At 65.0% G+C, this 22,443-nt stretch carries 22 protein-coding genes; 16 read left to right on the top strand and 6 right to left on the bottom strand.

Annotated features, from left to right (window positions below; translation table 11 throughout):
• Nucleotides 1–67: 67 nt before the first annotated feature.
• Nucleotides 68–1,105, top strand: a complete 1,038-nt coding sequence (locus SCD90_RS02255) for an AraC family transcriptional regulator (protein WP_319842992.1) — start codon at nucleotides 68–70, stop codon at nucleotides 1,103–1,105.
• A gap of 26 nt (nucleotides 1,106–1,131) precedes the next feature.
• Here the strand turns inward: SCD90_RS02255 and SCD90_RS02250 are convergent, their stop codons facing one another.
• The 4 genes from SCD90_RS02250 to SCD90_RS16555 all read right to left on the bottom strand — a co-directional run bounded on the left by SCD90_RS02250 (nucleotide 1,132) and on the right by SCD90_RS16555 (nucleotide 4,319).
• Nucleotides 1,132–2,103, bottom strand: a complete 972-nt coding sequence (locus SCD90_RS02250; RefSeq protein WP_319842991.1) for an XdhC family protein — start codon at nucleotides 2,101–2,103, stop codon at nucleotides 1,132–1,134.
• A 185-nt stretch (nucleotides 2,104–2,288) separates the two neighbouring features.
• Nucleotides 2,289–3,449 (bottom strand): alpha/beta hydrolase, encoded by a 1,161-nt coding sequence (locus tag SCD90_RS02245; protein WP_319842990.1) that lies wholly within the window; start codon nucleotides 3,447–3,449, stop codon nucleotides 2,289–2,291.
• Between the two features lie 91 nt (nucleotides 3,450–3,540).
• Entirely contained in the window at nucleotides 3,541–4,215 is a 675-nt protein-coding gene (locus SCD90_RS02240) for an AraC family transcriptional regulator (RefSeq protein WP_319842989.1), read from the bottom strand.
• Nucleotides 4,131–4,319, bottom strand: a complete 189-nt coding sequence (locus SCD90_RS16555; RefSeq protein ID WP_341849672.1) for a hypothetical protein — start codon at nucleotides 4,317–4,319, stop codon at nucleotides 4,131–4,133. Before SCD90_RS16555 ends, SCD90_RS02240 begins: the two co-directional genes overlap by 85 nt.
• A gap of 302 nt (nucleotides 4,320–4,621) precedes the next feature.
• Between SCD90_RS16555 and SCD90_RS02235 the strand changes: the two genes are divergently transcribed.
• Genes SCD90_RS02235 through SCD90_RS02225 form a run of 3 tightly spaced genes read left to right on the top strand, consistent with a single transcriptional unit; the run spans nucleotide 4,622 to nucleotide 8,432 of the window.
• Nucleotides 4,622–5,275, top strand: coding sequence for a (2Fe-2S)-binding protein (locus tag SCD90_RS02235; protein WP_319842988.1), 654 nt, complete (start codon nucleotides 4,622–4,624; stop codon nucleotides 5,273–5,275).
• Nucleotides 5,275–6,276, top strand: a complete 1,002-nt coding sequence (locus tag SCD90_RS02230) for an FAD binding domain-containing protein (RefSeq protein WP_319842987.1) — start codon at nucleotides 5,275–5,277, stop codon at nucleotides 6,274–6,276. The genes SCD90_RS02235 and SCD90_RS02230 overlap by 1 nt, the downstream gene beginning before the upstream one ends.
• The gene (locus SCD90_RS02225; protein WP_319842986.1) at nucleotides 6,276–8,432 is read left to right on the top strand and encodes a xanthine dehydrogenase family protein molybdopterin-binding subunit; all 2,157 of its coding nucleotides are present in this window, start codon (nucleotides 6,276–6,278) and stop codon (nucleotides 8,430–8,432) included. The genes SCD90_RS02230 and SCD90_RS02225 overlap by 1 nt, the downstream gene beginning before the upstream one ends.
• Before the next feature lie 106 nt (nucleotides 8,433–8,538).
• On the opposite strand, the gene SCD90_RS02220 is transcribed toward SCD90_RS02225, so the two are convergent.
• Nucleotides 8,539–9,156, bottom strand: coding sequence for a class I SAM-dependent methyltransferase (locus SCD90_RS02220; protein ID WP_319842985.1), 618 nt, complete (start codon nucleotides 9,154–9,156; stop codon nucleotides 8,539–8,541).
• A 573-nt stretch (nucleotides 9,157–9,729) separates the two neighbouring features.
• On the opposite strand from SCD90_RS02220, the gene SCD90_RS02215 reads away from it, so the two are divergent.
• From SCD90_RS02215 to SCD90_RS02185, 7 genes are all read left to right on the top strand, one after another.
• On the top strand, nucleotides 9,730–11,025 hold the full coding sequence (locus SCD90_RS02215; protein WP_319842984.1) for an amidohydrolase family protein: 1,296 nt from the start codon (nucleotides 9,730–9,732) through the stop codon (nucleotides 11,023–11,025).
• Between the two features lie 299 nt (nucleotides 11,026–11,324).
• The gene (locus SCD90_RS02210; protein ID WP_319842983.1) at nucleotides 11,325–11,801 is read left to right on the top strand and encodes a nucleoside deaminase; all 477 of its coding nucleotides are present in this window, start codon (nucleotides 11,325–11,327) and stop codon (nucleotides 11,799–11,801) included.
• 26 nt (nucleotides 11,802–11,827) lie between these two features.
• Nucleotides 11,828–12,979, top strand: a complete 1,152-nt coding sequence (locus SCD90_RS02205; protein WP_319842982.1) for an ABC transporter substrate-binding protein — start codon at nucleotides 11,828–11,830, stop codon at nucleotides 12,977–12,979.
• Between the two features lie 51 nt (nucleotides 12,980–13,030).
• Complete coding sequence (locus SCD90_RS02200; RefSeq protein WP_319842981.1) at nucleotides 13,031–13,912, top strand: ABC transporter permease; 882 nt, start codon at nucleotides 13,031–13,033, stop codon at nucleotides 13,910–13,912.
• Complete coding sequence (locus SCD90_RS02195) at nucleotides 13,909–14,718, top strand: ABC transporter permease (protein ID WP_319842980.1); 810 nt, start codon at nucleotides 13,909–13,911, stop codon at nucleotides 14,716–14,718. Before SCD90_RS02200 ends, SCD90_RS02195 begins: the two co-directional genes overlap by 4 nt.
• Nucleotides 14,719–14,725: 7 nt before the next feature.
• The gene (locus tag SCD90_RS02190; RefSeq protein WP_319842979.1) at nucleotides 14,726–15,808 is read left to right on the top strand and encodes an ABC transporter ATP-binding protein; all 1,083 of its coding nucleotides are present in this window, start codon (nucleotides 14,726–14,728) and stop codon (nucleotides 15,806–15,808) included.
• Nucleotides 15,809–15,836: 28 nt separating this feature from the next.
• A complete protein-coding gene (locus SCD90_RS02185; RefSeq protein ID WP_319842978.1) occupies nucleotides 15,837–17,342 on the top strand; it encodes an amidohydrolase family protein in 1,506 nt (501 codons plus the stop codon).
• Here the strand turns inward: SCD90_RS02185 and SCD90_RS02180 are convergent, their stop codons facing one another.
• Nucleotides 17,343–18,254 (bottom strand): LysR family transcriptional regulator, encoded by a 912-nt coding sequence (locus tag SCD90_RS02180; RefSeq protein ID WP_319842977.1) that lies wholly within the window; start codon nucleotides 18,252–18,254, stop codon nucleotides 17,343–17,345.
• Nucleotides 18,255–18,358: 104 nt separating this feature from the next.
• Between SCD90_RS02180 and SCD90_RS02175 the strand changes: the two genes are divergently transcribed.
• The 5 genes from SCD90_RS02175 to SCD90_RS02155 are packed head-to-tail and all read left to right on the top strand — an operon-like array spanning nucleotide 18,359 to nucleotide 22,442.
• Nucleotides 18,359–19,348 (top strand): ABC transporter substrate-binding protein, encoded by a 990-nt coding sequence (locus SCD90_RS02175; protein ID WP_319842976.1) that lies wholly within the window; start codon nucleotides 18,359–18,361, stop codon nucleotides 19,346–19,348.
• Between the two features lie 2 nt (nucleotides 19,349–19,350).
• A complete protein-coding gene (locus tag SCD90_RS02170) occupies nucleotides 19,351–20,205 on the top strand; it encodes an ABC transporter permease (protein WP_319842975.1) in 855 nt (284 codons plus the stop codon).
• Nucleotides 20,206–20,212: 7 nt separating this feature from the next.
• A complete protein-coding gene (locus tag SCD90_RS02165) occupies nucleotides 20,213–20,986 on the top strand; it encodes an ABC transporter ATP-binding protein (RefSeq protein WP_319842974.1) in 774 nt (257 codons plus the stop codon).
• Nucleotides 20,983–21,744 carry an SDR family NAD(P)-dependent oxidoreductase gene (locus SCD90_RS02160; RefSeq protein WP_319842973.1) on the top strand — a complete coding sequence of 254 codons (762 nt, stop codon included), beginning with the start codon at nucleotides 20,983–20,985 and terminating at the stop codon, nucleotides 21,742–21,744. The genes SCD90_RS02165 and SCD90_RS02160 overlap by 4 nt, the downstream gene beginning before the upstream one ends.
• Nucleotides 21,741–22,442: an SDR family NAD(P)-dependent oxidoreductase gene (locus SCD90_RS02155; RefSeq protein ID WP_319843226.1), complete on the top strand. Its 702-nt coding sequence runs from the start codon at nucleotides 21,741–21,743 to the stop codon at nucleotides 22,440–22,442. The genes SCD90_RS02160 and SCD90_RS02155 overlap by 4 nt, the downstream gene beginning before the upstream one ends.
• The last annotated feature ends 1 nt before the right edge of the window (nucleotide 22,443 follow it).

Here is a 22,443-nt window from a genome sequence, read left to right as displayed (position 1 = left end):
CTGGCCCGGGCCGATGGGCCGCGCCAGACGAAGCCATTTCAGGGATTCGAACTAAACGGAGCGTTCTATGAGCAGAACACCAGAATTCGCAGGAAGTTTGCCTGTTCCTGCAAGTGAGGACGCTTCGCAGCCCGACAACCGGGTGCTGCGCTGGCCACTCAGCCCGCCGCAGGCTCGAGCACCGTCCCCCATCCTGACGGCAGTCAACGCCTACATCGAGAGCCAGGGCGGCGGCGAAGGTCTGTTCCCGACACCTATCGAAGGCTTCAACATCGTACGCTTGTGCCAGGCGATACTTCCCATGCGAGGGATTTACCGCCCGTCGCTCTGCGTCGTGCTTCAGGGTGCGAAGGAACTGCGGATCGGTGAGGATGTGCTCGAATACGGAATCATGGAGTGCCTGGTCGTAACGATGGAGCTCCCCGCGAGGGGGCAGGTCGTGCAGGCCAGCCAGACAACACCTTACATCGGCGTCACCCTCGAATTCGACGTCGCGATGATGCGTGAAGTGATCGAGCAGATGGACGCGCCAGGCGCCGTGCCTGCATCGGACCTGGGTCCCGGGTTGTTCGTCGGCAAGGTGGATGAGAGTTTAGCTGGATGCTTTGAGCGTATCGTGCGGATGCTTGGTCAGCCGAAGTCGATCCCGATCCTCTATCCCGTGGTCATGCGGGAGATCTACTATTGGCTTCTCAGCAGCCCAAACGGGCACCAGCTCAGAAAGCTGGCTCTGCCGGGATCGAACATCGAGCGGATCGTCAAGGCGATTGCCTTGCTGCACACGCGCTTTGCTCAGACCCTCTCCGGCGAACAACTGGCCGAGGCCGCTCAGATGAGCACGTCCTCTTTTCATCAGCACTTCAAAGCCTTGACCAAGATGACGCCATTGCAGTTCCAGAAGCAGCTGCGGCTTTTGGAGGCCCGGCGGCTGATGGTGTCGGAGGCGGCCAAGGTAGCCGATGCGGCGTATAAAGTAGGCTATGAAAGCCCTTCCCAGTTCAGCCGGGAATATACGCGGACGTTCGGCATGGCACCGAAGCAGGATGTCATGATGCAGCAGAGCCTTCATACGAAGTACTTGGGTCGTGCGGTGCGAAGCGCCTAACCCGAGGCAGGGACGTTCTGAATAGCCTAGACGATGCCGGGGCGGGCCATGATCCTCCTGGAAGCGCGGCGGTGTGCTTCGTACTCAGCGACCGCCTGAGCCAGGATCGAGACCGCCAGCGTGTCCGGATCGCGCGCGCCGGGGACAAGCCCGATAGGGCCGGCAAGCCGGTTCCGCCGGTCTGCAGGCACACCTAGAGGTTGTAGGCGTTCCAGTCGCCTGTGCTGGGTTGAAGCGCTTCCCATGGCGCCGACGAAAAGGGCATCGGAGCCGAGGGCTGCGGCAAGGATCTGAGGTTCCCAGCTATGGTCATGGAACAAGGTCACCACAGCCGTGTGGGAGTCGCAGACATCTTCGACAGGAAATGACGGGCTCTCGAGGTGGAACGCGAGCGCTCCGCGGGCGAAGGAGGCCTCCACGGTTGCGGCGTCAGGGCTCAACACGACTGCCTCGGCGCCGTGGGTCTTTGCCAGGCGAACGAGCGCCTCGACCTCCTGTCCTCCGCCGATGATGCAAAGTCGCAGCAGCGGACTGTGTGTCACCGTGAAAGTATCTTCGGACCATTCCGGGAGGCCAGAACAGCCGGCATCTTCCGCCTGAACCTCTCCGGTCGTGCTCAACTGCAGCGTGGCCGGCCGCCGCTCCTCAAGGAGGCGGATTGCGCGAAGAAGTGCCCGATCGGCGGGATGAGGTGTCACGAGAAGATCGAGGCTGCCTCCACAGGGCAGCCGGACATCCAGATAGCGGGATCCAACTCCGAACCGCAGGATCTCCGCCTGTCCTGAAGCGATGACACGCTGGGCTTCGCCGACGATCACGCGTTCAACGCACCCACTGGAAACGGATCCTGATGTGGCGCCGGTCTCGCTGACGGCCATGTGGGCACCGAGTTCTCGTGAGGAGCCGCCTCGAACGCCCGTTATGGTGACGAGGGCGCTGCTCTCCCGACGGCTGGAGGCGTCAAGGAGGAAACGGAAGATGCTCGACGGGTTCTTCATCTGGCCTCTTGGTGGGTTACCGACGTGGCGAAAGCGGATGCCAGCCCGGCGGGATCGCGATGCTTTCTGGGGCTTCCTGAACTCCAGGCTGTGAGCCCGCGCTCTACGAAGCTCGCGGTCTGCCTGCAGCAAGGATGCGCTGCACAAAGCGGAAGCGGATGGGTTCAGGTTTCGATGTCCGGGATCTATGTATCCGGGGCAGCCAGAACTGAATTCATGATCGACGTTTGCCACGAGAAGTATGGATTGAATGTAAGTCTTGCGTGTACCTTGCCCTTCTCGCGATAGCCCCAATCCGAATACCAGACGTCCTTCCCAGCTTCGCAGGCGCGCGCAGCGCTTCGGTCGTGGCCGTTCAGGCAAATACGCAGGCTCCCCTCCGCTCCGTACATCGCGTTACGGGGAGCAAACATCACGCCCATATGCGAGAACTGGCTGATCCGCAGATCAGGCAAACGGTCGTTCCGGACGAGCACTCTGGTTGATTGGCGGGCAAGTGGGCTTCCGTACCAGATCAAGCGGCTGCGTGGATGGGTGAAGGCACGTTCGAAGGTTTTGGCGAGATAGCGGGTGTCGAGCACGGAATCGTTCTCCGCCACGACCATGAACACCGGTTTGTCATAGGGGCGGCTCTCCAGAAGCTGCCGGGCAGACCGGCTGCTCAGCGAAAACTGTGCCAGTCCGTTGGTCGGCACCGTCATGTAGCGCACGACGTTCTGGGACGTCGTCTCCCCGTCCGGTTCGACGAGCCAGGGGCGAACTCTGGCCAGAGCGGGGGCGGCCCAGTCCAGTGACGTGCTCTTGAAGCCCGGCGAAAAAAGCGCCAGTCCGGCAATCCGGGGATCGTGGTAGGCGTGCTCCGCGACAAGGTTCGCGCCAGTAGAGAAGCCACCGAGATAGAGTTCATCGACATCGCCCAGCATCGCAGCGGCCTGTTCCCGGACAACGCGCCGCCAATCGTGCACGGACACGTCGAGTAGATCCTGCGGCTTTGTTCCATGTCCCGGAAGCAGGACCGTCCGCACGAGGAATCCGTTTCTTGCGAGCTCCGGCGCTATGTCATGAAAAGACCACGGCGAGTCTCCCAGGCCGTGAACAAGCAGGATGCCCTTACGGTAGCGGCCGCCGGGCGTGCGCCCCTCCGGTCGCCATTCCGACGGGCCATTCCAGCTCAGCTCAGCTTCGGTGTCGGAACTCTGGAACGAGCGTTCCCTCAGCAGTTGCGCCCGGGTCGCGCGGCGATAATCCTCGAACGACGGAGCCTCCGAAGAGGCTTCGCTTTCAGAGCGCGACAGTTGAGCCCGAGCGGTCTCCGAGGCGGCGCAGCCGCCCAGCACCAGACACATCAGGACCGCGATGCACGATCTGATCATGAACGGCGACCTGCCGCCGGCGCTGCGGCACCGCGGCTGAAAGGTTTCGTCCCGGTGCTCCGCATCAGGCCACGGCCCGATCGCGCTGTGCCGCATTGGATCGCATGCGCAACATGTCGCGCTTGGGTGGCGCCTTGAACAGGCGGGCATAGTCCCTCGTGAATTGAGGCACGCTCTCATAGCCGACCTCGAACGCGGCCCCGCTGGCAGACATTCCTCTCTCCATCATCAGGCGCCGGGCTTCCAGCAAGCGCAGGCGCTTCTGGTACTGCCCGGGCGACAACGAGAGGAGGCGCTTGAAGTGACCGTGGAACCCGCTGACGCTCATTCCGGCAGTTGCCGCCAGGCGACCGATCGGCAGGCGCGATCTGAAATCAGTGCGCAGCAGGGCAACGGCGGCCGCGAGCCGGTTGGCGTGGCTCGTCGGGTCGCACCGCGCTCGCAGATTCTCTCCGTGGGGTCCGGAGAGCAACCAGTAGTGAAGTTCCCGCATGATACCCTCGTGCAAGAGCGGCACCGCGTCCGAGCGGTCGCAAAGCTGGACGAGGCGTGAAGCGCACTCCAAGGTGGCATTCTCGGCATAGGCTGTACTTGGGCTGGATAAAGAATAACGTTCTCTGTAGTTGGCTGCGGAGGCGTGCATCGTGATATCGGTCAACACCGCCAAATCGATATCGATGCCCATGGCAAGATATGGCGCTTCGGGAGACGCTTCTTCCACGCAGGTGAAGATGGGCATGTCGGCGCTGATGATGGCCGTTTGACCGCCGCCACCACCAGATCCTCATTGCCAATCACCATGCGTTTGATGCCCTGCAGCACGATGATGACGATGGGATGCACGACCTCGTGCTGTTCGCTGCCGGGCCTCTCCACATAGCGAAGCCGCAGCCCCGGTACTGGAGGAAGCGCCCAGCCATTCTGGTCCCTGTGGCGGGCGGCGTAGTCAAGTACGGCTTGCCTTAAAGGCTGCACAACCCGCTCCCTTATCTTGAGACAGAGATCTATCAGCGGCCTTTTGATGTGTCATCGCAGTTGGAGAATCTGGCAAGTCTTACGGAAGCACGGGCAAGATCTTGAGCCGTGTCGCGCGCTAGTCTCTCAACAGCCGGAAGCTCCTAAGCCGGCCGTTTGCAGGAGGTAACATGGCCGACGACGACGCGATCCACGGGCGCGGCATGCATGAGGACGGGGCCACCGGCTTTTCGCGCCGCGACACCCTCAAGGCCGGTGCGGCCGTCACCGCTGCAGCAGTCCTGGCGGCCCAGGGCTCCGGCATAGGAGTGGCGCAGCAAGCCGGCGGCGCGGCGCTTCCAGGCGCGACGGACACCTTGCTGCTGCAAACCACGATCAACGGCGAGTTCCTCACGCTGCAGATCGATCCGCGGACCTCGTTGCTCGATCTTCTCCGCGAGCGGTTGACCCTGACGGGAGCAAAAAAAGGCTGCGATCACGGTCAGTGCGGCGCGTGCACCGTCCATCTCGACGGAAAACGTGTCGCATCCTGCCTCACCATGGCGGCCAAGGCGGACGGCCGGACGGTCCTGACGATAGAGGGACTGTCGCCCGGGGATGCGCTGCATCCGATGCAGCAGGCATTCATAGATCACGACGCTCTTCAGTGCGGTTACTGCACGCCTGGACAGATCATGGCCGCCGTCGCTTGCGTACAGGAAGGTAACGCGACGTCAAAGGAACGTATCCGCGAATATATGAGCGGAAATATCTGCCGGTGCGGCGCCTATGTCGGCATCGTCGCGGCCATACAGGACGCCGCTGTTCGGATGGAGAGAAGCTGATGCACGCGTTCAGCTATGCCCGCCCCACAAGCGCCGCCGAGGCGGTTGAGATGTTCTCCCGTGCAGGTGAGGGCGCCCGCTTCATCGCCGGGGGCACGACGCTCTACGATCTCATGAAGCTCGACATCGAGCAGCCGCGGCATCTGATCGACGTCGCCGCCATCCAGCAACTGGACGGCATCGACACGGCGGGCGATGTGCTTCGCTTCCAGGCGCTTGCACGGATGAGTGCGGTAGCAACCGACGAGGTCGTGCTTCGCGACTATCCGGTTCTTGCTGAGTCTTTGAGCAAGGCCGCATCGCAGCAATTGCGCAACATGGCGACCATCGGCGGCAATCTGCTGCAGCGCACACGGTGTCTGTATTTCCGCAATGGTGCCAACGGCTTCTATCCCTGCAACAGGCGCGAGCCGGGCTCGGGCTGTGGCGCGATGGGCGGCCTTGATCGCGGCCAGGCAGTCCTCGGCACCAGCGGGTTCTGCACGGCTGTCAGCCCCGGAGACCTGCCGGTCGCGCTCGTCGCACTGGATGCGCGGGTCGACGTCATCGGTCGAACGGGCATGCGGACCATGCCGATCGAGGATCTATACCGCCTCCCCGGCGCCACTCCCCATCTTGAGTTCAACCTGGCGCCCGGCGAGATGATCACCGCGATCGTCGTGCCCAAGACGGCGGCGGGCCGCGCCTCGACCTATCACAAGATCCGGGACCGCGAGAGCTACGCGTTCGCACTGGCCTCTGCCGCCGTAGCCCTGGAGATGAGGGGCGGTCGTGTCGAGCGGGCCCGCATAGCGCTTGGAGGCGTCGCAACGCGTCCCTGGCGTGCCGCGGCCGCGGAGGCCGAACTCGCCGGCAAGACGCTGACCCCCGAACTGGCACTGAAGGCCGGTCGGGCGGCCTTCGCCGAAGCGGTTCCGGGCCACCACAACGCCTTCAAGATCGAACTCGGCGCGCGCACCGTTGCCGACGCCATCACCATTGCTGCGTCGAGGAGCATCTGATGTCGACCACCGCCTTTGCCAACCGCCCCCGCTTCGACGCCGTCGAAAAGGTGCGAGGCAGCCTCCGCTACGCCGCGGACGTGCCGCTGCCGGGCATGCACTACGCCATGATGGTGCCGTCCCGCATCGCGAAGGGGCGCGTCATTTCCGTTGCGACGGAAGAGGCGCTGGCCTTGCCCGGCGTCATCCGCGTGCTGACAGCGGCCGACTTTCCGCCGCCTCCGGTGCCTGTGCCGGGAAGCGGTGGACCTCCGCCGCCACCGACGATCATCGATGAGATCGCCTATCGCGGGCAGCCCGTCGCCCTCGTCGTCGCGCAATCGCTGGAAGCCGCCATCGAGGGTGCGGAAGCCGTGACCTGCACTTACGCCGAGGCGCCGTTTTCCCCGCTGATCGACAGCGAAGGAGGCGAGCGGCAACCCACCCCTGAAGTGAAGGCCGGTGACGCGGCAGCCTCTATGGACCGTGCCGTGCACCGCTTTAAGGCCGAGTACCAAACGCCGGCCCAGCACCATAATCCTATCGAGATGCTCTCGACCACGGCGGTATGGGAGAACGGGCGCCTAACCATCTATGAGGGCTCGCAGCACACCGCAGGGGTCAAGAACGGCGTCGCGGGCGCGCTGCGGCTCGACCCGCGCCTCATCGACGTGAAGAGCCCCTCGACGGGCGGTGGTTTCGGCCAGAAGGGCGCGGCGCAGCGGCAATCTGCCCTGGTCGCGCAGGCTGCGATCCTGACCGGACGCCCGGTCAAGCTCGTCGTGCCGCGCGGGCAGATCTTCCACAACGCGACCTTCCGTCCGCGAAGCCGGCACAGCATCGAACTGGGCGCGGACGCAGGCGGGCGCATGATCGCCGTGCGCTATGATGCGGATCAGCAGCAATCGCGCAGGGGCCAGTTCCCGCCGCACTATCACGACTCGCCGGTGCAGCTTTACGGTGTCGATTATCTGGGTACGGCCGCGAATGTCAGGATCGACACGCAATCGCCCGGCTATATGCGGGCTCCGTGTGAACAGCCCGGCCTTTTCGCCTTCGAGAGCGCAATCGATGAGTTCGCGGAGCAACTCGGCGTGGACCCCGTGGCCTTTCGCCTGGCCCATGACACGGCCGTCGATCCCACAAATGGGCGGCCGCTTTCCTCGCGCCACCTGCATGAGTGCATCCGCGAAGGCGCTCGCCGCTTCGGATGGGAGCGACGTTCGCGGGCGCCCGGCTCCATGATTGCGGAAGATGGCACGCAGATCGGCTGGGGCATGGCGAGCGGCGCCTATCAAGGCCTGACTACGCCCACCATCGCCACTCTGCGCATCGGCGCCGATGGGAGCACCCGGTTTGCGGTGGCCGGGCACGAAATGGGGCAGGGCATCCGCAGCGTCATCGCAGCCGTCTTGATGGACGGGTTGGCGATCGATCCCGCAAAGCTCGACATCCAGATCGGCGACACCACCGTGGCTCCGCAGCACATCACGGCCGGCTCCTGGGGCACCGCCAGCGTCGTTCCGGCGGCGCATGCGGCCGTCCAGCGGATGAACGCAGCCATGGAGGAACTCCTCGCCGGCCGAGAAGTCGGCGGCAATCTGCACCGGAAGCTGGCGACCGTGCGCCGCCCCTCGCTTCAGGTCGAGGTCAGCAACGTGGCTCCCGGGCAGGGGCCGGAAGCCCTCGACAGGCTGCGCCAGACCGGCATGCAGATCGCGGGGCCCGATTATCCCGATTTCACCACGTTCAGCTACATCGCCCACTTCGTCGAGGTGCGCGTCGAGCCGAGGACGCGACGCATCAGGGTGCCCCGTGTGGTCAGCATTGCCGATTGCGGCCGTGTCGTCGCGCCCCGTCCGGCGGAAAGCCAGGTGCGCGGCGGCGTCGTGTGGGCGATCAGCGCCGCGTTGCGCGAAGAGACGGAAGTCGATCCGCGTTTCGGCGGCTGGCTCAACAGCGATCTTGCGGATTATGTGCTCGCGGTGAATGCCGACATCGGCGAGATCGATGTCGGCTTCATAGACAAGCCGGACCCCCTGACCAACGCGGTGGGTACGAAGGGGCTCGGGGAGGTTGCGATGGTTGGAGCGTCAGCGGCTATCGCGAACGCCATCTACCATGCCACCGGGAAGCGCTTGCGGGAGCTCCCCATCCGCATCGAGGACCTGCTCTAGCCCCCTGGGGCGACCGCTATCTGATGCGCTCCCTCGTCACCCGCAACGGTCAGGGTCAGTCCCTTGCCGGTGCGGGTGGCGCTTACGCGGCGATGGACATCGCTGGTCAGAGCGTTTCGGTGTCAGGGCGGGATTGGCTGAACGGTGTGGGCTTCCTCTGTATCCGGTACACGGATGCCGGCGGAAGATTGGACAGCGTGCCGCCTGTCCGCACCGCCTGAAGTCCAAGATGATCGAGGATCCGGCGCGGCACCGGGCACCCCATACCGTAGGTGAATTGATAGAAGGAGCCGCCCGGATCCATCTTGCGGAACGATGAGTTCAGGATGGCTGCCACCTTGCGCGCAGGCATGGACAGGAGCGGTAGCCCGCTCACCACGGCACCGGCGGGTCGGCCATCGAACAGGCGGACCGTGTGCAGGCGCGCGGCATCCATCCAGAGCGTGCGCACGCGGGGATACCGATGATGAAGGGCGGTCGCGAATTCAGAACCGAACTCGACAAGGGCCAGGTCTGACTGCCGCACCCCCCGTTCCAGCAAGGCCCTCGTGAATGCGCCTGTGCCAGGTCCGAGCTCGATCACGGGGCCTGTATCGGCCGAAATTCCGGATGTCATGAGATTGGCGAGAGCGGGCCCCGATGGTGAGATCGCCGCCACGCGCCATGGATCCTTTACCCATGCCCGGAAGAAGCTGAACGCCTCGCTGCGGTGTTGATAGTTCATGTCTTGTGATCCTGTTGCAGATTAGGAAGGCTGCGCGGCAGCGCACCCGTCTTGCGTGCGAACGGCGTCTGGACGGCGAGGAAAAGTATTCAGCCGATCAGCGTCAGAATGTATGGAGAACCAAGCTTGGTGATTGCTGTAGTAGCGCTAGTTTCCACATAGTAGAGGTTTGGACTTAGAAAAAACAGTATGCCTCATAATCATGATGAATACTGGAGTATGATCGTGTGTTGCGATGCATCTTGCATCGACCGGGCGCATCTCCGAACCAGGATGCTACCGAAGGCGTGCGATGTTAAGAATGCCGAATGAAGCAAATAAATTGCCTAATCTTGCAAAAGAAACTTGGGCTAACGTGGCGCCTGGAGGCGGAGTTAGTGCCGGCCTAGGGTGACGCCGCCCCTAGGCGGTGGTCGACCTGCTTCTGCGCAACCGGGGCCGGGCCAGCTTGCGCAGAATCCGATGACGTTCTAGGCCCGCGGCGTATTCACCCCGCCGGCACGCTCGGCGGCACGGTTGATGCAAGCGAGGCGGAGCACCTCGCCATCCACCAGCAGCAGCGGGAAAAACACCGTGACCTTCGACCTCATCATCCGCAATGCCAACCTGCCGGACGGGAGCACCGGGCTCGATATCGGCTGCCGCGACGGCAAGATCGCAGCCGTGGAGCGCCGCCTCAAAGCGGATGCAGGCGAGGAGATCGATGCCGGGGGCAAGCTGGTCAGCCCGCCTTTCATCGACATCCACTTCCACATGGATGCCACCCTCTCGCTCGGCAATCCGCGCCTCAACGAGACCGGCACACTGCTCGAAGGGATCCAGCTCTGGAGCGAGAAGCGCCCCACGCTGACGCATGACGATGTGGCGGACCGCGCGCTGCGGTATTGCGATCTCGCGGTGGCGCAAGGACTGCTGGCGGTTCGCAGCCATGTGGATGTCACCGCCTCGCACATGATCGGCGTCGAAGCCCTGCTCGACGTGCGCGAGCGGGTAAAGCCCTATCTCGATCTCCAGCTCGTGGCCTTTCCCCAGGACGGGTACTTCCGCAGGCCGGAAATCGCCGCCAATCTGGAGCGCGCGCTCGACATGGGCGTGGACGTCGTTGGCGGTATTCCGCATTTCGAGCGCACGATGGAGGATGGCCGCCGCTCGGTGACCGCGCTCTGCGAGATCGCGGCCGAACGCGGGCTGCCCGTGGATCTGCACTGCGACGAGACGGACGACCCGATGTCCCGCCACATCGAGACCCTCGCCTATGAGACGCAGCGGCTGGGCTTGCAGGGCAGGGTGGCGGGCTCGCACCTCACCTCCATGCACTCCATGGACAATTACTACGCATCCAAGCTGCTGCCGCTGATCGCCGAAGCCGGCATCCACTGCATTCCCAATCCCATCGCCAACATCGTGCTGCAGGGTCGCCACGACACCTATCCCAAGCGGCGGGGCATGATGCGCGTGCCGGAGATGATGGCGCTGGGCATCAATGTCGCCTACGGGCAGGATTCCGTGCTCGATCCCTGGTACTCGCTCGGCAATGCCGACATGCTGGATGTGGCCAGCATGGCTGTTCACGTCGGACACATGACCAGCCTGGCGGCGATGCGTGCCAGCTTCGACGCGGTCACGGTCAACGCCGCAAAGGCGTTCGGGCTGGACGGCTATGGGCTTGCGCCGGGCTGCAATGCCGACTTCGTCTTGCTGGAAGCGCGCGACCCCGTGGAGGCCATCCGGCTGCGGCCGGCGCGCCTGGCGGTCGTGCGGCGCGGCCGGGTCATCTCCCGCTCGGCGCCTCGCAGTGCAAGGCTCGACCTCGCAGGCAGGCCTGGCATCGTGGAGCCCTGGCTCTATGCCCCCAAGCTTCCGAACTGAGGCGTGATCATGCGCGCGGTTAGCGGCTCTCGCCGCTAATCCGCCCCGCAGCGCGGGCGTCATCGAAAAAAGATTCTCTGCATCGTCATTGATCACGATGCCGAATTTATGGGCGTCGCCGAGTGAAGCTTTCGCCAATAACATCCGCCACTTGCCCAAACGGTTAGCTATCTGTTTTGCTTATAGCAGGCATCGAAAAAACGTCTTTTCTTGATGGTGGATCGCAAACCTAATCTGGCGTCTGGCCGGCAGCCTGACCCGCCACCCGGATAGTCAGGTCTTGGACGGCAGGAGAGCTGATGCCTGCACCTGAAGACTTCATGCGTCGCGCCATTGCGCTCAGCCGCGAGCAGATGCTGGCGAAGGGCTCGGCGCCGTTCGCAGCGGTTGTCGTCAAGGATGGCGAGATCGTCGGCGAGGGCGTGAACAACGTCGTCAACAACAGCGATCCCACCTCGCACGGCGAAGTGGAGGCGATCCGCGACGCCTGCCGTCGTCTCGGCACCTGGGATCTCAGCGGCTGCGACCTCTACACGACCTGCGAGCCATGCGAGCTCTGCGTCGCCGCGATGTGGTGGGCCCGCGTCAGCCGCATGTACTATGCCAACACCCTGCAGGATGCCGACGAGATCGGCTTCGATCTGCGTCCCCTGCGGGACACGGTTCGCGCGGACCTGCTGCGCCGGCCGATTACGGCACAACGTGTGCTTCCCGATGAGGCACGGGCGGTCATCGACGAGTGGACCGCGCTGCCGACCTACAAGATTCCCCAATAACCACGCCCATCACAGAGGTGCCGATCGTGTCGAGCTTCAAAATCACGGATCCCCGCGGCCTTCTTCTCAGGCCCACGCGCCGCCAGCTTCTTCAGGGCGCCGGTGCGCTGGCCGGTGCTGCCGCGCTTGGCGTCTCCGCCCAGCGCGAGGCCTATGCGCAGGACAAGGTGCTGAACCTTCTGTCCTGGCCGGGCCATGCCGACCCGGCCTTCGTGAAGCCATTCGAGGAAAAATACGGCGTCAAGGTCGTCGCCAAGGAATATGTCGGCGGTGAGCCGATGCTGGCCCTGATGAACCAGTCGCCTCCCGGCTCCTTCGACGTGGTGCTGGCGGACGCCGAGTATATCGGCATGCTGCGCGAGGGTGATTTCATCGACGAGATGAACCCGGCGGACTACCCGTTGGCGGATTACTGGCCTGAGTTCCAGAAGTTCCCGCTGCACTGGGCGGACGACAAGCTCTATTCGGTGATGATCCGGTTCGGCTATCTCGGCATGGCCTACCGCACCGATGTGCTGACCGAGGAGGACGTGAAGTCCTACAAGGCCATGTGGAGTCCCAAGGCCAAGGGCAAGGTCGGCTTCTTCGACTGGTACCTGCCGACCATGGGCTGCCTCAGCCTCTACACCGGCAACAAGTCCCCCTTCGACATTTCGGACGCCGAACTCGAGAAGGTGAAGGAGACCCTGTTCTCGCTGAAGCCACAGGCTAGCGGCTTCTACAGCATGGCCGATCAGTTCGCGGCGCTGACCAATGGCAGCGCGGGCGTCATCCCCGGCATCGGCGACTGGGTGGTGCTGCTGCTCCAGAAGGAAGGCGTGCCGGTCGCGGCCTCTGTGCCGGACGAGGGCGGCATCCAGTGGACGGAATCGATGTCCGTCGTGAAGAGCTCGCCGAAGAAGGACCTCGCCAAGGCGTTCATCCAGTACGCGGCCTCGCCAGAGGGGCAGTTCCGCTCCGCGCGCCTGCCGTCCTACTGGGCATCGATCCCCAACAAGAAGGGCTGGGACCTGATGATCAAGGAGGCCCCGGAGGACGCCAAGAAGCTGCGGCACACCTTCGACGCCCGCAACGTCATGGACGAGTACAAGGACGGCAAGATCTCGATCCGCCAGATCCCTGTCCAGCAGGACATTGAGGAGTGGAACGACATCTGGTCCGAGTTCAAGAGCATGTAAGGCGCAGGCGCGCAGCCCCAGGCCGCGCGCCGCCCTTCTTACGATCCCGCCATGAGCACATCCCCGCCTGCCACCACACGCCCGCGTTCGCGCGCAGAGCGGCTGCGCTTCGCGGCGGTGCTCGGCCTTCCGAGCCCGCTGTGGCAGGCGGCCTTCTTCGTCGTGCCCCTGGGCTTCCTTGTCGCCATGACGTTCTGGTCGGTGAAGAGTTTCCGGCTGCAGCCGGACTTCACCATGGCGAACTGGATCGCCATCATGAAGGCGGGCTTCTTCCACAACGCCTTCATCTACACGCTGTGGCTGTCGCTGCTTGCGGCGGCGCTGGCCAGCGTCATCGCCTTTCCCGCCGCCTACACCATGGCGTTCCGGCTGAAGCCCCATATGCGGCGGCTCCTGGTGTTCATGCTGGTTGTGCCGTTCTTCACCAGCCTGCCTGTGCGCATCTATTCCATGCAGGTGTTCTTCAGCCCGCAGGGCATCATCAACTACGTCATCGCGCCGCTCGGCCTCGGCCCGGTGCAGGTGTTGAACACCACGACCGGCACGCTGATCGGCTTTCTCACGCTGACGCTGCCGCTGGTCGTGCTGCTCCAAACCTTTGCGCTGTCCTCCATCGACATGCGGCTCGTCGAGGCCGCGCACAATCTGCGCTGCGGGCGGCTGCGCACGGTCTTCACGGTCATCATCCCGTCCGCGCGCGTCGGCCTCGTGCTAGCAGCGGCGCTCGCCTTCGTTCTGTGCTTCGGGGACTATATCAGCCCGCAATTCCTGGGCGGGTCCAAGCCGCCGACCCTCAGCATCCTGATTGCCGACCAGGTCAAGTCCGGCAACCACTGGCCGCGCGCTTCCGTCGTCGCCGTCAGCATGATCGTGACCCTGACGGTTGTCCTCGGCGTGCTGCTGCGCATCGCTTACGGGGGGCGCAAGGCATGAGCGGCACCCTTGGCCGCGTGCTGCGCGGCACCTTCCTCTATGGCTGGACGGCTCTGGTCTTCGCCTTTGTCTTCGCACCGATCCTGTCGACGGTGGTGTTCTCGTTCAACGCCGACCGCTTCCCGAGCCTGCCCTGGGGCGGGTTCAGCCTACAATGGTACGAGGCGGTGCTGGCCGATCCCACGGTGCGCCGCAGCCTGGTCAACAGCCTGATCGTGGCCGGCGGCTCGGCCGTCATCGCCACCTTCATCGGCTTCACCGCGGCCTATGTGGACTATCGCTTCCGCTTCTTCGGCAAGTCCGCCTACATGGCGCTGGCCTCGCTGCCGCCCACCGTGCCCCCGGTCATCCTCGGCGTCGCCATGCTGACCTTTGAGGGGCGCATCGGTCTGTCCGGCACCTTGTTCGGCATCATCGCCGGCCATGTGGTCATCTGCGCGCCGTTCGCCATGGCGCTGATCCGGATGCGGCTGAACGATCTCGACCGCGATCTCGAACCCGCAGCCTGGAATCTCGGCAGCGGGCCGTGGAAGACCCTGCGCGAGGTGATCCTGCCCTTCACGGCGCCGTCTATCCTTGCGGCCCTGTTCATCACCGCCTCGGTTTCGTTTGACGAGTACATGATCGCCTGGTTTGTCTCGGGCCTGCAGGAAACCCTGCCCGTGCGGGTGCTGGCCATGCTGCAGGGGCAGGTGAGCCCGCGCATCAACGCGGTCGGCTCCCTGGTGTTCGCCGTAAGCGTCGTACTTGTCGTTCTGGCGCAGATCCTCGCCGGGCGCAGCCTCGGCGCACGCAAGCAGAAGTGAGGCCGCCATGTCCGTGACCATGATCGAACTGGACGGCGTGGCGAAGCATTATGATGCGCATGTCGCCGTGGCCGATGTGACGCTCGGCATCCATAAGGGCGAGTTCATCGCGCTGATGGGCCCGTCCGGCTGCGGAAAGACCACGACCTTGCGCATGATCGCGGGGCTCGACCAGCCAAGCGCGGGCGAGATCCGCATGTGGGGCCGGCGCCTCAACGACGATCCGGCCTGGGAACGCGACACGCCGCTGGTGTGGCAGAGCTATGCCCTGTTCCCGTTCCTCTCGGTGCAGAAGAACGTCGAGTTCGGCCTGAAGCAGCGCGGCATGCCAGCCGGCCCGCGCGCCGCAAAGGCGCGCGAATGGATGGAGCGCATGGGCATCGGGGCCTTCGCCGACCGTTCGCCCTCCCAGCTGTCCGGCGGCCAGCGGCAGCGCGTTGCGCTGGCCCGCGCGCTCGCCACCGAGCCCGAGATCCTGCTGCTCGACGAACCCCTGAGCGCGCTCGACCCGCACCTCAAGGTCAAGATGCAGGCAGAGCTGGTCCGCCTCCATCGCGAGCTCGGCATCACCTTCGTCTGCGTCACGCACAGCCATTCGGAAGCCTTCGCCATGGCCGACCGCGTGGTCATCATGAACGAGGGGCGGGTGCAGCAGGTCGGTGCACCGCGTGACATCTACCGCCGCGCCGGCAATCGCTTCGTCGCGGAATTCATCGGCGGCAACAACATCATTCCGGGCAACATCATCGGCCACGGCGCGGATGGACTCGCGTTCTCAAGCCCGCTGGGCGCCCTCTCGGTCGCCTCCAGCCAGCCGGAGTTTGCCCCGGGCGGGGAGGCTCTTCTCGTGATTTCCGCCGACAACATCACCATCGCCGCGCGGGAAGCCGGCCTCTCCAACGAGGTCGCGGCGGAGGTGACAACCCTCGATTTCGCCGGCTCCAGCGTCACCGTGTTCCTCGAGGCCGCGGGCGGCACGGAGCTTCGGGCACAGATGCCGCTGCGCGATCTCGAAACCCTTTCTCTTGCACCTGGCGCCCGGGTCTTCGCGCGCTGGGCCGCCGCCGACGGCTACTTCCTTCGGCCCTGAAACATCTTCCGAACGGTTGAGGACAGACATGGACATGTTCATCAAGGGCGCGACGATCCTCGCGATCGGCGGGGCGCACGGCTTCGAGCCTTTCACCGGCGACGTGCACATCCAGGGCGACAGCATCGCCGCCGTCGGCCCGAACCTCGAGGCACCGGAAGGCGCGAAGGTCATAGACGGCACGGGCAAGCTGGTCATGCCCGGCCTGATGAACTCGCACCTCCACACCAACGAGGCCCTGTTCAAGGGGCGCTACGACAGCATGCCTCTCGAGGTGTGGATGCTCTACGCCTATCCCATCCTCGCCGCGAAGCCCCTGCCGCCACGGCTCGTCTATCTGCGCAGCATGCTGGTGGCGATGGAATCGCTGAAGACGGGCGTAACCTGCATCACCGACGATCTCTACGAGAGCCCGCGTCAGGAGATGCACCTGCTGGGCGCCGCCGTGGACGCCTATGACGATGCCGGCATCCGCGCCACCGTCTCCGCCCATGTCGTGGACAAGAACTTCCTCGACACCATCCCCTTTAGCCGCGAGCACGTGCCGCAGCACCTGCAGGAGGAGGTCGCGAAGATGCCTCCGGTCAGCATCAGCGATTACCTGTCCTTCGTGAAGGACGCGCACAGCCGCTTCCACGGACGCTCGGGCCGCATCCGCTTCATGCTGGCGCCATCCGCGCCCCAGCGCTGCACGCCGGAACTGATGCTGGCGGCCAACGACCTCGCGAAGGATTGGGGCGTGCCGTTCCACACCCATATCGTCGAGACCAAGGTGCAGGGCGTCACCGGACCGGTGATGTATGGCAAGACGCTGATGGCCTACATGAACGATCTGGGCCTTCTGAACCCGTGGACCACCATCGCACACTCCATCTGGGTGACGGATGCCGACATCGAACTGATGGGCCGCGCTGGCGTCTCGGTGGCGCACAACGCCATTTCCAACCAGAAACTCGGCGCGGGCACAGCGCCGATCCGCAAGCTGCTGCAGGCCGGGGTACATGTCGGTCTTGGCTCGGACGGCATCTCCACCAACGACACGCCGCGCATGTTCGACGTGATGCACACCGCCGGCCTGATGCACAACGTCAACAATCCGGACTGGTCGCGCTGGCTGACGGCCTCCGAAGTGCTGCACGCCTGCACGCTGGGAGGTGCCCGCACGGCCCTGATCCAGGACCAGATCGGTTCCATCGAGCCCGGCAAGCGGGCCGACCTCCTGATCCTCGACATGGAAACGGTGAGCTTCACGCCGCTCAACGACATCCGCAATCACCTCGTCTATTGCGAGAACGGGTCGTCCATCGAGAAGGTCATCGTCAACGGCGAGATCGTGGTCGAGGACGGCCGGCTCACCAAGGTCGACGAGAAGGCGCTGCTGGCCGAGCTCCGCGCCGCGATGCCGGAATTTCTCGAATATCACAGTGGCGTCGAGGCCGCGAACGCACAGTTCGAGCCGGCATTCACCGAGATCATCAAGCGGTGCTACGGCCACGATCTCGGCTTCACGCGCTGGGCGTCGGACCTGGGGTGATCAGGAAGCCGGGGATGTCTCGCCGGGCTTGCGCAGGTGCTGCACCAGTTCCTGCACGACCGGCCGGGCGGAGTCGGACGTCCTGTATGTGATGAAGTGCTGGGACGTGAAGCTGTAGATGTCGGGCCGGACGGCGCGCATCAGGCCGCGTTGTGCCCACTCGTCGCCGATGTGGCGGGGAAGGAAGCCGATGAGCGTCCCCGAGAGGATCATCATCACCTGCGCTTCCATGTGCATGACGGTGGCCGAGGGTCGCGGGTGATTGGCGCGGTAGATGTCGTCGAAATGAAGATAGCCGCGGACGCTGAAGGCCGCCTGTTCCACCGCGTCGCGGTCGATTTCCTCGTCACGTTGGGAGAAGAGGGGATGACCGCTGCCGCAATAGAGGGTGTGCGGCTCCCGCACGAACGGCACATAGGTCAGGCCCGGCGCCTTCTGTGACATGGGGCCGATGCCGATGTCGCGCGCGCCATCGCTGACAAGTCGCTCCAGATCCTGGGGCGTCGCCAGGGTGAGATCGAGGAACACGTCGGGCGCCTGCCTGCGGTAGCGGCCAAGTGCGCCATGCAGGCTCAGATCGGGGCTCGAGACCACTCCGTCCACGATGGCAATCCGAAGCCGGCCGGTCAGGCGCTCTTTTCCCCGGCCGAGCCGCGCATCGAAGGCTTCGATATCGGCGAACAATTGCCGGGCGGCCGTGTAGGTCGCCTGCCCGAACTCCGTCAGACGGAAGCCGCGCCGCCCGCGCTCGCACAGCGTGCCGCCCAGCTTGCGCTCCAGCGCGGCGAGGTGGGTGCTCAGCGCGGATTGCGAGAGATTGAGCTGGATCTGTGCATCGTTGAAGCCGCCGGCGTCGGCAAGGGCGACGAAGATGCGCAGGAGGCGGAGGTCAATATTGTCGAGGCGGCGCATACTTGACCAAAACTTCCGGGTTTCCTGATGCACGCTTCACTTAAAATGAATTCTAACTGAAGTGAAGCTGGCCAAGAATGGCTCCGTCCTCCGGAGGGCCTACGATGTCACGCTTCAGCACCACCCTGTTTGCCGCCTCCATTGCACTGTGCGCGATCTCCGCGCCGGCTCTTGCCGCCGACAAGATCCGCGTCCTGTCACCCACCTGGCCCGGCTTCGCACCGGTTTTCGTTGCCATGGACAAGGGATACTTCAAGGAACTCGGCCTTGAAGTCGATCTGCGCTTCGAGGACGACCGCGCCAATGTGATGGCCGCCTATGCGCGCGGCGATATCGAGGCCGATATGCGCACGGTCGGAGAGCATCAGGGCCGCCCGCGCGATGCCTCCACCCCCGGCATCATCATCGGCACCATCGACAAGTCCGTCGGCGGCGACGGCGTTGTGGCGGACGGATCCATCGCTTCGGTGGCGGATCTCAAGGGCAAGACCATCGCCGTGGAGCCCAACATCCCGGCGCGCCTCCTGCTGCAGATGGAGCTCAAGAAGGCGGGGCTCTCTCTGAAGGACCTGCAGGTCAAGGAAATCGCGACCGCGGACACAGTGGCGGTGTTCGCCGACAGCTCTGTCGCGGCGGTCGGCACCTATGAGCCGTTCCTGTCGCAGGCCATCACCGCCATTCCGAACCGCAAGGGCAAGGTGCTGGTCTCGTCCAAGGACAGCGACATCATCGTCGACGTCATCACCGCCCGGCAGGATGACCTGAAGGCCAACCCGAAGAAGTATTCGAACTTCCTGACCGGCATCTACAAGGCCGTGGACCTCTACAAGAGCAATCCGGCCGAGTTCATCAAGCTTGCCGCCCCGCACTACAATCTGTCGGACGCCGAGGTGAAGGAGATCCTCGACACCAGCCTCGGCTACACCGACCGCGCCGAATCCAAGGCCCTCATCGGAACCAAGGAAAAGCCCGGCACGCTGATCGGCATCTTCGACACCGTGATGGCGCTCAACCTCGAACTCGACGCCGCCGATACGAAGCTGGACGCTGCCTCGCAGATCGACACGACCGCAATGGAAGGCGTGGCGGAGTGACCATGGCCGAGGTTGCGGGGCGCATGGCTGAAGCGCCGGCGACGGGCGAAGCCCCGCCGACCGTCCGCAGGCGTGGAGGTGCCGGACTGTGGACCTTCCGGCGCGCCTTGCCGCGGCGCACGGAAACGGCGCTGGCGCTGGCCGGCAGCCTTGCCGTCTTGCTGATCTGGGAAGGCGCGGCGCGGACGGGATTGACCAACCCGGTCTTCTTCCCCGCGCCCAGCACCGTCCTTGCCGCGCTCTGGCGCATGCTGACGCAGCAGAACCTGCTCTGGCACGCAGGCATTTCGACCATGCGGGTCTGGACGGCGTTCGCCGTCGCGGCCGTCATGGCGGTGCCGATCGGCATCCTGATGTCGAGCTACCGCGCGTTCGGCGCGGCGGTGGAGCCGATCATCGACTTCATCCGCTACCTGCCGGTGCCGGCCTTGGTGCCGCTGTCCATCATCTGGTTCGGCGTAGGCGAGAGCACCAAGATCTACCTGCTCTGGCTCGGCACCTTCTTCCAGCTGGTCCTGCTGGTCTCGGACGATATGCGCCGCGTACCGCAGGAATATTTCGAGATCGCTTCCACGCTGGGAGCGAAGCCGGCGCAGGCCCTCAAGGATGTAGCCTTCCGCGCCATGCTGCCGAACCTCGTCGACAATCTGCGCATCACGCTCGGCTGGTGCTGGACCTATCTCATCATCGCCGAGATCGTGGCGGCGGACAGCGGCATCGGCTTCGTGATCTGGACGGCGCGCCGCTACATGAAGACGCCGGAGGTCATGGCCGGCGTGGTGGTCATCGGCCTGATCGGCCTCCTCACCGACCAGTTGCTGCGGGCGCTGCACCGCCGCGCCTTCCGCTACCTGTGAGGCGGGCATGAGCGGCTATCTTCAGTTTTCGGGCGTCACGAAGAGCTTCGGCGGCGTGGAGGTGGTGGCTCCAAGCTTCAACCTCGACGTGGCCCGTAACGAGTTCGTGGTGTTCCTCGGACCCTCCGGCTGCGGCAAGACCACCCTGATGCGCATGATCGGCGGGCTCGACCAGCCCTCGGGCGGCGACATCCTGCTGGAGGGGCAACGGGTGGGCGCGCCGGACCGCCGGCGCGGCATGGTGTTCCAGTCCTATTCCTCGTTCCCATGGCTGACCGTGGGCCAGAACGTGGAGTTCGGCATGCGCTACCGCGACGACCTCTCGGAGGACGAGAAGCTGGCGCGCCGCGACCATTACCTCGATCTCGTGGGGCTCTACGAATTCATCCATACCTACCCCAACCGGGTGTCCGGCGGCATGCGCCAGCGGGTGGCGATTGCCCGCACGCTGGCTGCCGGCTCCGACGTGCTGCTGATGGACGAGCCGTTCGGCGCGCTCGATGCGCAGAGGCGCGAGAAGCTTCAGGTGGAGCTGCGAGCCATCCAGCGCCGCGACGCCAAGACCGTGGTGTTCGTGACGCATGACGTGGAGGAGGCGGTGTTCCTGGCTGACCGCGTCATCGTGTTCTCGAAGCGACCGGCACGGCTGCTGGCCGAGATCGACGTCACGTCGCGCCTCGGCGCGGACCGCCCGCTCGAATTGCGTGACGGGGCGGAGTTCTTCGCGTTGCGCAATGAAATCCTGCGCCTTCTGCGGCAGGCCGGAGGCGACGAGGAATGAGCATTGCCAGCCTGAAGGACAAGCGCGTCCTCATCACGGGTGCGAGCCGCGGCATCGGGTTCGGCATAGCCGAGGCCTTCCTGCAGGCGGGCGCCGCGGTGCAGATCGCCGCTGAGGGCGAGGATCTGGCGGCGGCCGCCGAGCGGCTGGGCGTGCCCGGCCATCGCGTGGACATCACCCGCGGCGAGGAGATCGCGGACATGCTGGCGAAGGCCGGTCCTCTCGACGTGCTCATCAACAATGCCGGGTTGGAATTGATCACGCCGCTCGACGACGGCTCGGACCAGAACGAGGGCAATTTCCGCCGCGTCGTGGAGATCAACGTGGTCGGCACCTTCCTCGTCACCCGCGCTGCACTGCCGCAACTCGTGGACGGCGGGGCCATCGTCAACACCGCCTCGGTGTGGGGCCGCGTCGCGGAGCCGCTGTTCGGGGCTTATGTGGCCTCGAAGCACGCGGTCATCGGCCTCACCAAGACCTGGGCCAAGGAACTCGGCCCGCGCGGCATACGCGTCAACGCGGTGTGTCCCGGCTGGGTGCGCACCGTGGCCAGCATGCGCTCGCTTGGTCGCATGGCGGAACGCACCGGCCGGCCCGAGGGTGATCTGCTCGCGGAGATCACCGGCGTGCAGGCGCTGCCCGGCCTCATGGAGCCGCCGGATGTGGCGGGCCCGTATCTGTTCCTTGCCTCGGACCTCGCCGCCAACGTCACCGGCCAGAGCCTTGGCGCCGACCGTGGAGAAGTGCCGTGGGGATGACGCTGACCGGGAAACGGGTGCTGGTGACCGGCGCTGCCAGCGGCATCGGCCGTGCCACGCTCGCAGCCATGCGCGAGGCTGGCGCGGAGGCTGTCGGCCTCGACCGGCTGGCTTCCGGTGATGACGCGAAATGGGTGGTGGTCGACCTCACGCAGGAGCCGCAGGTCGTGCAAGGCGTGGCGCGCGCGGCGGAGATGCTGGGCGGGCTCGACGTGCTGGTGAACTGTGCCGGCATCGAGATCGACGCGCCGCTGCGCGAGATCGACATCGCGGATGTGGACCGCATGTACGCCGTCAACCTGCGCGGTGCGATCCTCGTGGCGCGCGAGGCGCTTAAGGCGATGGGACCGGGCGGCCGCATCATCAATGTGGCATCTGAACTGGCCTATCTCGGACGGCAGACCGCGTCCGGCTATTGCTCCACCAAGGGGGCCATCCTGTCGCTGACCCGTTCCTGGGCGCGGGAACTGGCCCCGGACGTGCTCGTGAATGCCGTAGCGCCCGGCCCCGTCGATACCCCGCTGCTGGGCTACGACCGCATGACGGACGCGCAGAAGGCGCTCGAGACGAACAACCCGATGGGCCGCATCGGCCGCCCAGAAGAGGTGGCCGCGGCCATCGTCTTCCTGGCCTCGCCGGCTGCCAGCTTCACAACCGGACAATGCCTGAGCGTCGACGGCGGCGCCGGCATGCACTGAG

This window comes from Terrihabitans rhizophilus (genome assembly GCF_033898525.1).
Taxonomy (GTDB): Bacteria; Pseudomonadota; Alphaproteobacteria; order Rhizobiales; family Methylopilaceae; genus Flaviflagellibacter; species Flaviflagellibacter rhizophilus.
Note: the sequence above shows the minus strand (reverse complement) of the source record. Positions and strands in the feature narration are given on the sequence as shown.